Genomic DNA, 15,615 nt, shown 5'->3' on the forward strand with positions numbered 1-15,615 from the left:
GAGCCTGTCCTGAGCCTGTCCTGAGCGGTGTCGAAGGGCGGTGTCGAAGGGCGGTGTCGAAGGGCGGTGTCGAAGGGCGGTGTCGAAGGGCGGTGTCGAAGTAAGCCGAAGTGCTTTCAAAAAGTGCCAGCTTTTATGAGGTGGTAACTGAAAAACCTTGCACTTAATTCCTACTTAAAGAAAAAATCGTTCCTATCCAACTCTTGAAACTGTCACCGTGGCGTAGCACCTGTCACCTGTCACCTAGCCTAATTTGTTTTTTTCTGACTAGCTACTTAAACCCCTACAGGAGTTAGGAGTCAAGAGTAAAAATCTCTTATTTTGGAAGAAAATTTTAGCGATCAATTGGGTCAAAAATAATTGAGCTTTGGAATAAAGCATCACATTTTTTGGCTACCATTACGCAAATGTTACTCAGGGCTTGCTGATAGTTATCCATGTCCTCTTGTTCCAGGTAAATTTGAGCAGATTTTTCTAAATCTTCCATGGCTTGTGCATGATTTTCTTCAACTTTACTTTCCCCGTATTGAGCCAATTCATAATAAACCATTCCCCGTTTGAGGTAAACTTTAGCCATCTGGGGATTAATATTTAATGCTTGATTAAAATCTGCGATCGCCTGATTGTATTCTTGATCATAATTACTGCTATATTGGGCAAATTGATAACGAGCCAGACCGCGATGGAAGTAAGCTTCTGCTTGGGAAGCATTCAGTTGAATTGCCTCTGTAAAATCAGCAATTGATTTTTGATATTCTTGTTGAAAATTATTGCTATATTTAGCTATTTGAGAACGGACAATACCCCGTCTAATATAAGCTTCCGTGTCACGGTTATTGATGTTGATAGCTTGATTAAAGTTTTGGATAGCTTTCTGATACTCTTGGTCAGGATCATTACTATACTCGGCCAGCATATAGTAGGCATTGCCCCGATTTACAAATGCTTTAACTTCCTGGGGATTAATTTTTAGGGCTTGGTTATAATCTGCCAATGCTCCTTCATAATCATTCAGATTGTAGCGAGAATTACCCCTATGGATATACAATCTAGAAAAATTAGGATTTTTTTTGATACCTTGGGTAAAATTTTCAATTGCTTGCTCATAGTCTCGTTTTCGATAAGCAGCGTTACCACGATCATAGTAATCTAAATAAGACAGATTTTCCTCTTGAGGATGATTATTTTCTTGGCGAGAAATCAAGCTTTGTTGAGTGTAAGGATTTTGGGAAACAAAGGGACGAGTAAATTTAATCATTAAGTCCAAATACCCCAATAAACCCAAACCCAACAGGCTAAACATAATAGTATAAAACCTTGACTTTTGAGTAGTCTTGGGAGGTTGATAAATAGAAAAATTTTGGGTAAAGACTGGTTGCCAATGATGTAGCGGTGATGCAGAAATCACAGGTCGGCGTGAACGAGGATTTTGTGTGTGGCGCTTTTTAGATTTTCGTCGGGGTTTGAGATGTTCTTTAGAAGCGATCGACTCCAGTGATGGAAAAGGATCACGTCCACCTAAACGCGCCGCACGTTCACACCAAGGACACTTGTCGAGATGATTATGGTAGCGATGCTGGGGGTTAGCAGTACAAGTAACAAGACTCTCTTCAGCGGTGGTTAAAACTGACAACCAAGTTTGAGCAGCAGGACGCAAGTGAGGGTTGTGATGCCCATCTTCAAAACAACGCACAAACAAATCCCGTAAACCGGGAGCGAGCATTTCCCAAGCAGGTGCTATGGGGGTAGGTAAATAGGGAACTTGTTGCCTTTGACTATAAGTAAAATGACCAGCAACGATTCGGACTTCGTAAGTTGGTGGATCAAACTGACCTTGAAAAATCCCGGAAAATGGGTGAGTACCTTCCATTAATAATTGAAATATCAGCACCCCTAACCCAAATAAATCATGGTAAATTTCCCGATCATAGTCAGCAAAAGTTTTATTCTGTAGTTCTGGTGGAGTATACTCTGGTTTACCAACTGCACAACGATAAACAATGTTTTGCTGTGGATCACGAACTTGAAATGAATCTGTATCTACCAAAGTCACTAAGGCAGTATCACTAACTAAAATATTTGACTCATTAACATCACCAATACAATACTGGCTCGCGTGTAAAGCTGCAAAAGCTGCGGCCAAATTACGAGCAGTCCTAAGTAAATACTGATAATTAAATAAAGGACAATTTAGGCGACGGGTTCCCGGATGATAAAAGTCCATGATCGGACGCATCCCCCGAATCCGGGGCATTAAAAAGCCGACGATACTACCACTACCATCCGCAGCTTGTAACAACTCCTGAGGCCAAGCAATGGAAATATGCCCCAAATTAGCTGTTGGGTTTTCTGGGGGGTTGGCAATCATGGTCTGAAGTTTGTGAGCATGGGTCAGAATTGGTTTGTGATATATTTTGGCCACTAAATTTTCATCTGATGGCACGGCATAGACACAGGCTTCACCCCCACGTCCCAAATTGACCGTGAGATTGAGAATTTCTTTCTGCCCAAGAGAACGAAGTACCTGCATAGTGAAATGACTGTTAACAGTGGTTATTGAAAGGGAATGGGGATTGAAGTACAGACGACCTGATCGGTCGTCAATACGAAATTAAGAATTTAAAAAACGCTGAATCTGAAACTGACAGTCTGGACTATCAACCCTACCCAATAAACATTGTTTATGAATTGCTTAGTGCTGCTATGATAAGAGTCAAATCATCATCTGTGCGATTAGTAATTCTTTCAGAGCATAAAAATTTGACTAGTTGCTCTTTGGCAACGACCTTATCTTCAGCATTGGCTACAAAGTCGAATAAAGGAAAAAAGAATGGTTTGTGGGGTTCACCAACAAGCATATTCAAAGCCAGCATTTGTAGTCCATCAGTGAGAACGCCGATATTAACTATGTGCTGACGCAAAATTTTTATCTGGGTTGTAGTTAAGGCATCAGGTGAAGTCAAAAATGTGGTTTCGTTAATGTATTCACCCCTATTAGGGATTGTCAGCGCCTGTAAGTTACCTGTACTATCCTTGGCTACAGCTAAACCATCACCGATTTGGGCTACTGCTACAACTTTTGGTGTGGCGATCGCAATAATTAAGGTAGTTGCTAAATCTGATGACTGATGTTTGCAGGCCACTGCCTCATCTTCTACTGCTTTTTTAGCAGCTAACATGGCATCAGTTAACAAATTACGCAAAAGAGTATCCTCAGTAAAGGTACTGTGAGTAATTTCGCAATTTGAAATATGTTCTATTGCTGTTTCTACAGCAATCATCGCTCCCACTTTTCCCAAAGTTGCTGAACCAGCCCCATCTGCTGCTGCTGTCACTAAGACATTATTTGGCAATATCTGCCAATGGTGAGCATCCTGACATAACTGCTGGTTTTTAATGTGGCTAGTTCCACATACCGAAGCGGCTACTATCCGCCATTGAGGAATCTGTTTTGGTGTGTTCATAAATTTTTTCTCACAGCTATAGCAGGTGATAGGTGACAGGTGACAGGTGACAGGTGACAGGTGACAGGTGACAGAGTGGAAAGTTTGCTTGTATATTAGTTTTGTCAATGGCTTACGCCATGCTGCGCTATCAGTTCGTGAACTACCACCTGAGTTGTTGCTATAACTGCTAACTGATAACTGATAACTGTTAAACAGACCCCCAACCGATTGGTGGTAGTGCTACTTGCTCGTCTACTTTGGAATGGGAAACCGCTGACATACTTGCTGAAAGCCAAACAAACATTTCAATAAAGTTTAACCCTTTAAGTTTCAGGGGAGTACGTACAGCTATTTGACTTAAACGGTTCATATTAGCATTTTCTACTCCTACCGTAAAAAAGGCAACACGTTTATTCGCCTCATCTCCTTGTAGCCTCTGTATTGCTTGTTCTATAACATCATCTAGCTCACCTTGTGGCTCACCATCTGTAATCATAAATACCCAAGGACGGTAGTAAGCAATGCCATTGGCACGATACTGAGATTTGCGTTCTTGAATTATTTCTAACGATTTATTAATTCCTGCCCCCATTGTCGTTAGTCCTTGGGCTGTTAGAATAGGTGGGTTGAATTGGTCTGCTGTTACAAAGTCTTGCACAATATTGACATGACTATCAAAAGTAACAATTGCTACTTCTACCCTTCTAGCTGCCAATGAATTTTTTAGTAGCTCATCCTTAAAACTCAGTAGGCCTTGATTTAAAGCCTCAATCCTTTCTCCTTGCATGGAGCCAGATGTGTCTAGCAATAGCACGCACGGACAACGTGGTTCTGGGTTTTCTGCAAATTCTACAACTTCATCTAGTTTTAATGTATCCAGCATAACCTTTTGTGTTATGTTATAGTCCAAAGCGTTACTTTCCCTTGCTCAAAGTATCATAGTCTCCCAGACTAGTACAACTACAAGTATGGTATTTTGCGGTAGATGGATAAAAATTCATCCATGCAAATTATTCCAATCAAATTATCTATTTCAGGAAACTTGAATCACCATATACTTTAGTTAAAGCTAATTAATCAGGGGGAGAAACATTATTTTTGGGTAGATAACCTATCTATCATTTATATCCAAATCATTAAGAATATAATATTCAATATATACATTTCTAAGAAATAAAAATTTAAAGATTTTATGTGGAAAATTTGCTAATTATCAACCAATCAGGAAACACAGTTAATACCGCAATGGGAAAATGTGTACCCTGTAATAATGAGAACAGAAAGTTTTACTCTTCTGGAAAATAGGAAAATATTTGACAGTCTAGTATTATTATGTAATTCACGGAGGATTAATTGATATAGCTGGAGGTAGATTTATGATATTTCATCATCAATTAGTTGGTTGATAGAGAAATATGAAAATAAGTGAAGGGAGAAAAACCTTTACCTTTGACCCAAACCAACTTACTAATTCCCATTTCTTGACCGAGCAGTATTGAGACATATTTCACCTAATCCAGAAATTCATTATTGCTCCAGACTCAATCAATAGTAAAGCAATTTTTCTTTAAAAACTGTAAAAATATGAATAATACTGGCACATTTACCAAACTATCTCCTAAACGTTTATTAAGACAGTTAAGCAATTCTTCTGACACTACTTGTTTACAAGTTTTAAACAATTCAGTGCTATGGTCAATATACTTAGACCAAGGCAAAATTATCTATGCCACTCATTCAGTAGAACCCTTTGATAGACTGGAACGGCATATACGTCGTCTAAGTCAGCAAATTCCCGTAATGAGTAATGAACTTCGTGTACAATTACGCATGACGTTTGAACCTGACTGGCAAACTCAGTTAATTGAACGTAGTGATGATGAACACCAACAACCGCCGGAATATCAAGCTATTTATTGGTTGGTGAATGAAAAACATTTACTCTCTCACCAAGCTGCGTTACTGATTCAAGAGTTAGTAAAAGAGGTAATCGAATCATTTTTGTTGATTAGAGAAGGCACGTTTGAATTAACAGCAACAGTTAATAGCCTACCGAAAATTTGCAAACTTGATGTTGATAGTATTATGGAACACTGCAAAAATCGGTTGCAAAATTTGCAGTCTTTCGCTCCTCAAATCTCTTCTCCTTATCAGCGTCCATACCTGTTGATTAACAGTAAATTTTATGATAAACAATTACCAGAATTACAGCAAAATATCACTACCTGGATGAAGGGTTTTAGCCTGCGTCATTTGGCAGTAATTATGAATCTCGATGAGGTGGAACTGGCTCGAACTTTATACCCGCATATCCTTCAGGGTTCGATTATTTTGCATGAACCGGATCCTCCATTCGATAAATTACCTAAAACCTTTGAAGATGTTTCACTAGCTCCTAGATACAGCACAATCAGAATTAATGGCAAATCGTTTAAGGTAGAAGCATCACCATCCATTACCCTGGGAGAGAACCCTGTACCTCAAGTTTCTGCTTTACCAAAAGAAAACCTTGAGCAATCAACCATACCCAATAACATACTAACTAATGGGGAAAACGTAACCGCTGCTACCATAACCGCTAAAAAGCCTTACAAAATTATTTCTGTAGATGATAGTCCGACGGTTCTCAAAGAAATCAGCCGTTGTTTGGAAGATGAAAATGTTGCTGTAGTAACTATTAATGATCCAATCAAAGCAGTGATGTCTATCATTAGGCATAAACCCGATTTGATTTTATTGGATCTGAATATGGCGGGAATTGATGGTTATGAGTTATGCCGAATTATTCGTAATAATTCAATGTTTAAGGAAATTCCCATTATTTTTGTGACTGGTAGTAAGGGAATTATTGATAAGGTGAAAGCAAGAATGGTCGGAGCTTCTGGTTATTTAACTAAACCTTTTACTCGTGCGGAACTGTTAAAAATGATTTTCATGCACTTGGCGTAAAGGTGACTGGGGAATGGTGACTGGTGACTGGTGACTGGGGACTGAGGACTGAGGACTGGGGACTGGGGACTGGGGACTGGGGACTGGTGACTGGGGACTGGGGACTGGTGACTGGGGACTGGTGACTGGTGACTGGTGACTGGTGACTGGTGACTGGGTTAAGATGAATAACCCAATTCCCAATTCCCAATTCCCAATTCCCAATTCCCAATTCCCAATTACCCATTACCCATTACCCATTACCAATTACCCATTACCAATTACCCATGACCCATTACCCATTACCCATTACCTGAGAACTGTGGCACAAGTTGTATTAGAAAACGTTTATAAAAGTTTCCCTCCCCGGAAGGGGGAAAGTGTGAAGACACAGCAGTCATCACCAGAAAAAGAGGGTGCAGATAGTATTAATGTCCTCAGACGCATTAATTTAACCATTGCTGATGGTGAATTTATGGTGTTGGTGGGACCTTCTGGTTGTGGTAAAAGTACCTTGCTGCGGCTAATAGCAGGGTTAGAGGTGATGACTGGGGGTAATATTTGGGTGGGCGATAGCGCCAGCGCGCCCGCAGGGCTTCGCCTAATTAATGACTTACCCCCCAAAGCGCGAGACATTGCAATGGTGTTCCAAAATTACGCCCTTTACCCCCACATGAGTGTTTATGACAACATTGCTTTTGGGTTACGTCGTCGTTTGGGAAATGGTGAAACAATTTCTACCCGTAATTTTCGTACATGGGGAGAGAATCTACTTGTGGGAGTGACTAAAAAACTACCCAAAGGACTGCGTTATCTTTCTCCAAAAGAACGCACAATAGAACAACAAGTGCTGAATGTTGCCCAATTATTACAAATTGAAAATTTATTAAATCGCCTACCTAAACAGTTATCAGGAGGACAAAGACAAAGGGTAGCATTAGGGAGAGCGATCGCCCGAAATCCTCAAGTATTTTTAATGGATGAACCCTTATCTAATTTAGATGCTAAATTACGGGCAGAAACCCGCACCCAAATTGTTAAATTACAGCGTCAGTTGGGGACAACGACAATTTACGTTACCCATGATCAAACTGAAGCTATGACAATGGGCGATCGCATTGCCATCATGTCTGGGGGACAAATTCAACAAGTCGCCCCTCCTTTAGAACTATATAATTATCCTGCTAACCGCTTTGTAGCCGAATTTATTGGTTCACCACCAATGAATTTTATTCCGGTAGAATTTCATGCACCTTTATTAATTACCCATGCTAATTTTCGCTTTACCCTCCCAGATGTATGGGGAAAAGCATTACAAAAATACGATGGACAAACTGTAATTTTAGGTATTCGTCCAGAACACTTAATGTTAAGTGTACCAGCTACCAAAAATTTACCAGTTAAAGTAGATTTAGTAGAGAATTTAGGAAACGATAGTTTTCTTGCTGTAAGAATATATAACCCTGATTTACCAAATACAGATGGTCAAACTTTACAAGTACGAGTTCCTCCAGATAGATTTATCAGTTTGGGTGAGCAACTTTGGTTATCATTAGTTTCTGAAAAACTCCACTTTTTTGACCTAGAAACCGATTTAGCCATATTTCCCAAAGGTAGGTAATAGGCGACTGGGGAGAAAAATTTTAGATTTTAGATTTTAGATTTTAGATTGGAGTTGACAAAAATAAATAATCCAAAATCCAAAATCCAAAATCCAAAATAAATAGCTCCTGACTCCTTGAACTTTGATTCTGAGATTATTAACTATCATCATTATCGGTTATGCCGATTTCTTATCCCTATGGCTATTACGGACTTCTACTTTTTGCTTACCAGCAACTTCCAGATAAGCTAAATCTTTAATTTTCTTGCTCAAGCTGCTAGGTGCTAAATGACTCTCTGACCTTTTCTCTGTTGGTGATGGAGCAATTTTCAAATTTTCATTCTGTTGAGGGTTAGACCGACTATTGCGAGAGTTTTCTTTGAGTAGTCGGTTATAAGTACGGTAAGGAATGTAATGCAAAGGATTGTAACCAACAAACCGCAACATTAACACACAAGCCCAAGAATACTTACCAGCGAGAATTGCTTCTATTACTTGGTCAAACTGTTCAGGATTGATTTTTTTGTCAGGGAGTCCACTATTTCCAGAAATGCCTTGATTCATAGTACGTTTGAGTTTTATTTCAATGAGGTAAATTGTCGAGTTTCTTCGAGTTTTATTGTCAAGTGCTATTTACAACTGCAATACACAAACTGCAATACACAAACTGCAATATCAGTTCACCACACCAACATTTACCAGTTGATCGCAGGAAGTGATATCGTACCTTCACCCAGTAATTTTGGTTTGGTTGATGACTATTTGTGAAACAGTTGTTGAATTAATTACAGGAATATATTGGTAATAGACCAGTAGCAAATGTTGAAAAATATAGATTCACCTTTTCCACAGGCACATCCAGAAATTTTACAACTTCTCAGCAGTTCCCGTAATTAAGAGCAAAAAAGCTATTCCTAAAACTGCTCTGTTGTGTTCGCTGCATCCAGATACGGTGAAGCAAAGTTTTAGTTTTGGCAATTTTTACTGCTAACTGGTTCGTTGTCTGTAGGTTTGGGAGCAACTTCCATAAACTAACTTTCAAAACTAAGCTGCTTGGGGTTGCTTGTTCTGCTCTAGCTTTTATCTTCCCCAGTGTCTTAGTTATTAAAGTTGTGATTTGCGTTGTGATTTGCGTTGTGATTTGCTTTCCTGGGATGTTATTGACTTGTGCTATCTTGCCTATACACTCCCACATCACAACTCTGAGTAAAAAATCTAATTTCTTCTCCCAAACTACATCAACAAAGGCTGAAAGTGCTTTATTCTCCCAGGATGTTGACTTGTTGCTTTTATTTTTAATTAATACGTCACTACTTTGGGGTAGGACTGATAAATTTACCGTTGGTGAAAGTACGAGACTTTCCCCGGATGCCTGACGAAAATGTAAATCAGAGCGTTGTATCCCTAAATTACCTCGTGGGCTTGGTGTTTCGACTGCATTTGACCTGATGATTTGTTTCATGACCTGACCTGTGATTGAAAACCTGACTGTTTTTAATCAAGTCTGTTTGCTGCTTTGCTGTATTGACCCTGTTGTACAGTTTTGTAACCTCGTCGCTGTGGTTGCTGGTGAAAGCAACTGCTATTGGTTACTTGTGTTCTGTGATTTTTGCTGACTCCTGAAAGAAAGGAAAAAATTTACCATCTTTCTGTAATTCAGCGGGTTTAGTAGATGCAGTTGTGTCTTCTAAAAATTCCACAAGCTGTAATTCAATAGATGTTCCCTGAATATTATTGTATAACTAGCCGCCGAAAATTATTAAGTCTTTTCAGTAAAGTTTCATAATTTTCCAGTCAGCTAAGAAGAGCATTCATATTGCCTTCTTAAAAGCTACATTCGTATTTATACTATTTTTTTTCTCTAATGTCATCTGCCACTTTGGCAGTCTTATAAGTTAAATTTACTGAATATCTCAGAATGTTCATTTAGCCAATGTGCAACTTTCACTTTTGTCCCATTTTTGTCAAGAAAATGGGGGGTAACACCCCTCATTTTATGAGGTTATCAAAGTTGATTATCTTGATTTTTCCGCCAATTATTACTATTAACTAAATTCACAAACCTTTATAAATTAAGCATTCTAGAGAATTTTATCAAAAAACAATACCGGATTTTTCATAAATTTCACTCTAGAAGTTTAGTGATTATATATTGTTATATGTTTTTCTTTTAGGTCTGATGGGAGAATCATTAGGGCTACACTTATTCTTAATGGCGGCTGGTAAATACATAGTAATAATTGTATATCAATAAGTCCGATCTTCTAAAAATTAAGTTGTTGTTGATACTATTTTATGATATACTACATTTATCGTCTTTATCACACAAAGTTACACATAAAAAAACACCCATAAGCGGGTGTGTTAAGAGAAAAAGTAATATATTAAACCTGCATTTAATCATGTAATCAAACCGCTCAATATAAATTAAGCGTCATCAGAGAATTGTGAATTTAGCTGAGTGAAAATTTTGAGTTTTTGTGAAGTCAAGTAACTCAGTTGCTAGGGAGAAAAATTATCATGTCAATTTTATTATGTGTAAATGTAAATCGTTAATTATGATGAGTTTGTGTTTTAGAGATTCTAAAAAATTGATACTTATGTGATTCAGTAGGTGAATTTGGTGATATACAAATTTTGAGATTTGGGCAGTAATTCACATTGGTTTTTACTTGCCAATCAGAAACCAAAGAGCTATAATATAAATCCCTAGCACTGGAACTCTTTTTTTATGAGTAACGGTGCAGTTGGTTGTAAACCTGAAACAATCAAAATCGTTGCTGCTGCTTTTTCTGACCCTACATAGACCTAGATTTTGTTTTGTACTAAATTTTGTACTATCTGGCTGGTTTTCAGTCAAGGTTAAACAACACAATTAAGCGCAGAAACTCATAGCATCTGACATGAGAGTAACTTTTATATTCTGAATGCCAGCTAATTCTATCAGGGTGAGGTAGGTTTTACGGTTTTTATATTGAATGTTCATTTTTCCAATGTTCCTGGAGATAAGTTTTAAGTGGGTTGTCCTCGATGCTTCAAAGTGAATTTTGAATTATTTATGTATCCTTTGGCACAAAAATGTTCGCATTCTGAGAAAAAGAGTAGTTATCTATAGACTTTGTTGATGAAACAGGTGTTCATTGCGTATTTTCAAACATGGGTATAGGGGTTGAGAACTTTCAACTATTACTATTACTGTTTTTTTCTCAGGATTCCGGAAATAACCAGAAAATAAAATCACATTTCTGCTGATACATTTTTTAACTATAAAAGATGTTTATTTACGACAAATCTTAAAAAAATCTAAAATTTTTACGTAAAGTTCTGCATAAGTGCTTGAGCGAAATGTTACCAAAGGATATGGGGAGGTGGGGTGATGGGGAGGGAAATAAATTCTTCCTTCTTCTTTCTCAACTCCTATTATCTTCTTACTGTCACCTGTCACCTGTCACCTATTCCCAATTCCCTCTTATACATTATTTAAAGCATAGGTAAACTGCCCAGATAGCCATTGCCCGTAAATACGTACTAGCGCGAAAAGTACCTGCTGCGGTGATAGCTTCCGGGGTGCGGAACTGTAAACCGTTTTCATAAACTTGTTTAACCACCGCTTCAGTTAAACGCAAACCTTCATTTTTCATCCCCATCTGTAACAAAAATGCAGCTAAACCAAAATTAATACCTGTCCAAACTTCTAGGGGATGGGTAGCGTTGGGGTTTTCTGGTGAACCATCGGGAAGGACACCGTTTGCAGCGCCAAATTTTCCATTTTGGAACTTGAGGAAACAAGCATTATATATATTAGTCAAAGCAGAAAGAGCGTTATCAGTGGGTACAATATCTGGTAAACTAAGCAAACGAGCATAAAATTGCCCACATAACTGATCAGCCATCACCACATTAGAACCACTTTCACTATCCAAACGGTAAAACTGACCATTCCACAGTTTTTCTTGATAAATTGGTTGTGATTGATTTAACCAAGTTTGATAGATTGATTTTTGGGAAGTTGTGTGTTTATGATCTTTGAGAATATCACAAATAGCGATCGCACTTTCTAACGCTGCTAACCACAAACCACCACAATAAGCACTAACACCATTTAACCGCCAATCGTCAAAAGTCTGATCCGGTGCGCCAGAATTTTCTGGTATACCATCTCCATCTAAATCAAATTGTTTCACATAATCCAAAGTTTGCACAATTGCATCCCAACATTCTGCGAGAAATTCGATATCATTTGCACCAGTAAATAGAAAATCGCGGTATACTTGCAAGACAAAATCACAACCTAAATCTTTCCACAAATTGCAATCTTGATAAGCAGTATAATTGGTTTTTTCCCAAACCCACTCATTAGGTGCGCCTAAGTCGTGAGGTGTAGCACCTGCTACTTTACGGATAGCTTGGGGACTTTCAGTGTTGATGGTGAGATAATAACCGATAATTCTAGTTCTATCATCACTTTGGGGAATTGCCCTAGCAAATGCACGCATAACGGCTTTTTCTAGTTCTGGGAATAACATTAATAACCCGAAAGAACCGTATAACCGCACATCTAAACTTTCATACCAGCGGTAATCTAAACATTCTAACACTGCAAATTGACCGATGGGGTCTTTTTCCGTTGCTGCACTCCAGAGAGTACCCCCACTGGTTAAGTCGTAGAGTTCGTTAAATAACGCCATTTTCAACCAGTCGGGTAAGTCTTCCCGGTTTAAAATAGGACTTTGCCAGTTTTGAATTTGCGATCGCCAATTATGATATTCTTTCAGTGCATGGGTAGCAATGTGCCAAGCGTTATCACCACTACAACCAAAAAAGTCTGTATATCTGCGATAATAGTTTACACCTTCTGCAAATTCTGTCACCGGAAAATCCCAACTTAACACAAAAGGAACTTCTAAAGTTTCCCCTGGTTGCAAAGTGAAACGCACAGCAACAGCAGCACCTAAACGAGTATTTTCATCTGTGGGAGTTTCATCTAAATAATTAGTTAAAGAACCATCTTTACTAAAAGTCTGCCAAATTTCCTCACCATTTCCTATAGTGTTAAAACGGGAATGATAAAATAATTCAACTTGATCATTTTTAGCAGTAGCAATACACCAAGTTCCATCACCTTCTTGGGGAGTTTCATTATTAGTAACTCGACCTAAAACACAACCTAAAAACTTATCATCTTCAACTAACCAATTATAGTTACCTTTACTTTCTCCCCATTTTGGTTGATATTCATAAACAGGACTGCCATCATCTCTAATTTTCACATCAGGAGATTTTAAAACATTGGTAAACCAACCTGCCATATTTTCCCAAGTTAGCATTATACTAACAGTAATTGGTTGGTTAGTTGGGTTGTGTGCAGTCCATAGGAAAACCGCTACAGGATAACTGGTTTCTTGGTAATTATTAGCCCAGATAGGTGAAAATTGTTCACAGGTTAATTGAACTGGAAAAACATTTTCATAAACAAACCAACTACGGGGATAAAGTGCATGATAAATTCCTACATTTTGTGGGGTGGGCATCTTGCCCGCCTCTTCTGATACCTTTGAAGAAGGTGGATAAAATTCCCAAGTTTGTAATGTGTTATCTTCTGGGGGTTGGGTAGATAATGCGTAGGTTTTGTCTGATGTAAAGATGCTAAATTGACAAGCAGGGACATTTTTAAATGTATGTTCTCCACCGTCAATGTGCCATAAATTGAAATCTCCGCGAGAGGAACGGCCGATACAACCTGCACCAAAACCACCTAATGGCATTCCGTGAAATGGTCCATCATCGAGGTTGCTGGGATAGCGGACGGTGTAGGGTTTTTCCCATCCTAAACCGATGGGGCGTTTCCAGGTGTAGGGGGGTATTTGGGGGTGGGTGTTCATGGTTTTGAGGATCACATTTTTGATGTTAATGCAGGGTAGCTGTTTATGTGGTTTTTTTCAAGTAGTTATGAGGTTGTTTTTTTCTCACGCAGAGGCGCAGAGGCGCAAAGGAAGAGAGGTTTTTAAGTGTATTATTATTTTTATTTCGCGCAAAGGCGCTAAGGAGCAAAGGCGCAAAGGTTGATTTATAATTTTAGGTTGAGTTATGGATAGGAATTTTATTTATTAGATATTTAATATGTGATAAGATGTAGTTTATTACAAGAGATCAAATAAGTCTATGATTACTCAAGTGATGATTCAACCCTCATCCTGGGTAGAGTCGGGAATTGAAATCAAAAAAGTTAGAGATTTGAATTTGTTTAAGTTTAGCTCTGAGTTACAGTCTCGTTTGGAAGAACTTTCTGAAAGAAAGAAGGCGGAAATGCTAACTGCAAGTGAAGAGGCTGAGTTAGCAGGAATATTAGAACTGGATAGAATTTTTACTTTATTGAATGCGAAAATAATTGCTGAATCATGACAGTTAATGATACGACCAGAAAATTAGTCAGAGAAAGAGCAAAATTTCTATGCGAATACTGTCATTCTTTGGAAGAAGCAAGTGCAGCTTTATTTGCAATTGATCACATTATTCCTCAATCTCTTCCTGGTTCATCAGATAATCCCGATAATTTAGCTTTAGCTTGTCAACGTTGTAACGGATATCGCTATAATTTCACAACGGGTATCGATCCGGAAACTGGAGATATCATTCCCATATTTAATCCGCGAAAACAAAAATGGTCTGATCATTTTATTTGGTCGGCTGATGGTTTAAAAATTATTGGTATTACTCCTACGGGAAGGGCTACTTGTAATCGTTTGGATCTTAATGATGAAAGGCATAATGAAGGTTCTATTATCAAAGCACGTCGTTTTTGGGTAAAAGGTGGTTGGCATCCTCCAGATGAAGACCCGCGTCAAAATGAGGATGATTGAAATGTTATATTTATGGCACTAGCAAAAAGGATTTTAGTCAGTTTTAACTGACTTGGGCTATTAGACTGGGAATTCATTCCCAGGCGGGTTAGAAGGCTAATGAAAGATGGTGAAAGATATCAATTTATAAATTAGTTCAAGCTTGATATACCTTGGTTTTTATCATACACAATGTCAATCTTTTCCATTTCTTGGATGAGGATATCTTTAATTTTCTCATAATCAAAATTTTCATATAGTGGAAACTTTTTTTGGCATAAAATTAGTAGTTCATCTAGCTCAGAGGGTGTTTGAAAAGTTTTTGGCAGTCAAAATTTAGGCAAGTCGCCTAACCATAATACGGATCATAGCAAGGTAGATAAAAGTCTCAGATGTTTCGGGCAATAATTCATAATCTCGGACTAATCGCCGACAACCCATCAGCCACCCAAAAGTGCGTTCTACGACCCAACGCTTTTTGAGCAAGACAAAGCCCTTGGTTTGTTGTGGTCGCAGAACTACTTGGACAATCCAACGACAAAAATTCATCACCCATTGCATGAACGGTTCGCCGTCGAAGCCACCATCTACCCAAATAGTGGTCAAACGGGATGCTTGCGTTTGAGACTGTTTCACCCGCTTGAGAACTTTTTTTCCGCCTTCTCGCTCACCCACATTCGCGGCTGTTACCAACACTCCTAAGACTAAACCCAAGGTATCGACTGTCAGAAATCGCTTACGCCCTGTAATTTTCTTGCCTGCATCAAAGCCCACTGATTGACTCACCATTGCCGCACTT

At 38.5% G+C, this 15,615-nt stretch carries 12 protein-coding genes; 4 read left to right on the top strand and 8 right to left on the bottom strand.

Translation table 11 applies throughout. The annotated features are described in order from the left end of the window. Nucleotides 1-334: 334 nt before the first annotated feature. From H6F47_RS23385 to H6F47_RS23395, 3 genes are all read right to left on the bottom strand, one after another. On the bottom strand, nt 335-2,530 hold the full coding sequence (locus H6F47_RS23385; RefSeq protein WP_137669116.1) for a tetratricopeptide repeat protein: 2,196 nt from the start codon (nt 2,528-2,530) through the stop codon (nt 335-337). 151 nt (nt 2,531-2,681) lie between these two features. Next, nucleotides 2,682-3,464 (bottom strand): PP2C family serine/threonine-protein phosphatase, encoded by a 783-nt coding sequence (locus tag H6F47_RS23390; protein WP_096570745.1) that lies wholly within the window; start codon nt 3,462-3,464, stop codon nt 2,682-2,684. A 190-nt stretch (nt 3,465-3,654) separates the two neighbouring features. Then, the gene (locus H6F47_RS23395; protein ID WP_096570743.1) at nt 3,655-4,329 is read right to left on the bottom strand and encodes a VWA domain-containing protein; all 675 of its coding nucleotides are present in this window, start codon (nt 4,327-4,329) and stop codon (nt 3,655-3,657) included. Between the two features lie 701 nt (nt 4,330-5,030). Between H6F47_RS23395 and H6F47_RS23400 the strand changes: the two genes are divergently transcribed. Then, nucleotides 5,031-6,395 carry a response regulator gene (locus H6F47_RS23400; RefSeq protein WP_096570741.1) on the top strand — a complete coding sequence of 455 codons (1,365 nt, stop codon included), beginning with the start codon at nt 5,031-5,033 and terminating at the stop codon, nt 6,393-6,395. Here H6F47_RS23400 and H6F47_RS23405 read toward each other — a convergent pair. After that, the gene (locus tag H6F47_RS23405; RefSeq protein WP_190348014.1) at nt 6,379-6,585 is read right to left on the bottom strand and encodes a hypothetical protein; all 207 of its coding nucleotides are present in this window, start codon (nt 6,583-6,585) and stop codon (nt 6,379-6,381) included. The genes H6F47_RS23400 and H6F47_RS23405 overlap by 17 nt on opposite strands. A gap of 111 nt (nt 6,586-6,696) precedes the next feature. On the opposite strand from H6F47_RS23405, the gene H6F47_RS23410 reads away from it, so the two are divergent. Then, nucleotides 6,697-7,995, top strand: a complete 1,299-nt coding sequence (locus tag H6F47_RS23410; protein WP_190348020.1) for an ATP-binding cassette domain-containing protein — start codon at nt 6,697-6,699, stop codon at nt 7,993-7,995. Between the two features lie 159 nt (nt 7,996-8,154). Here the strand turns inward: H6F47_RS23410 and H6F47_RS23415 are convergent, their stop codons facing one another. The 3 genes from H6F47_RS23415 to H6F47_RS23425 all read right to left on the bottom strand — a co-directional run bounded on the left by H6F47_RS23415 (nt 8,155) and on the right by H6F47_RS23425 (nt 13,859). After that, nucleotides 8,155-8,541: a HetP family heterocyst commitment protein gene (locus H6F47_RS23415; protein WP_096570736.1), complete on the bottom strand. Its 387-nt coding sequence runs from the start codon at nt 8,539-8,541 to the stop codon at nt 8,155-8,157. A gap of 313 nt (nt 8,542-8,854) precedes the next feature. Further along, nucleotides 8,855-9,439 (bottom strand): hypothetical protein, encoded by a 585-nt coding sequence (locus H6F47_RS23420; RefSeq protein ID WP_190651226.1) that lies wholly within the window; start codon nt 9,437-9,439, stop codon nt 8,855-8,857. Nucleotides 9,440-11,453: 2,014 nt separating this feature from the next. After that, nucleotides 11,454-13,859 carry a GH116 family glycosyl hydrolase gene (locus H6F47_RS23425; RefSeq protein WP_190651230.1) on the bottom strand — a complete coding sequence of 802 codons (2,406 nt, stop codon included), beginning with the start codon at nt 13,857-13,859 and terminating at the stop codon, nt 11,454-11,456. A 280-nt stretch (nt 13,860-14,139) separates the two neighbouring features. On the opposite strand from H6F47_RS23425, the gene H6F47_RS23430 reads away from it, so the two are divergent. Next, nucleotides 14,140-14,379 (top strand): hypothetical protein, encoded by a 240-nt coding sequence (locus tag H6F47_RS23430; RefSeq protein ID WP_137668851.1) that lies wholly within the window; start codon nt 14,140-14,142, stop codon nt 14,377-14,379. Then, complete coding sequence (locus H6F47_RS23435; protein ID WP_137668852.1) at nt 14,376-14,837, top strand: HNH endonuclease; 462 nt, start codon at nt 14,376-14,378, stop codon at nt 14,835-14,837. Before H6F47_RS23430 ends, H6F47_RS23435 begins: the two co-directional genes overlap by 4 nt. A 315-nt stretch (nt 14,838-15,152) precedes the next feature. Here H6F47_RS23435 and H6F47_RS23440 read toward each other — a convergent pair. Continuing rightward, a partial coding sequence (locus tag H6F47_RS23440; protein WP_190651232.1) for a transposase occupies nt 15,153-15,615 on the bottom strand: 463 nt, incomplete at its 5' end.

The sequence above is a fragment of the Sphaerospermopsis sp. FACHB-1094 genome, from assembly GCF_014696195.1.
Taxonomy (GTDB): Bacteria; Cyanobacteriota; Cyanobacteriia; order Cyanobacteriales; family Nostocaceae; genus Sphaerospermopsis; species Sphaerospermopsis kisseleviana.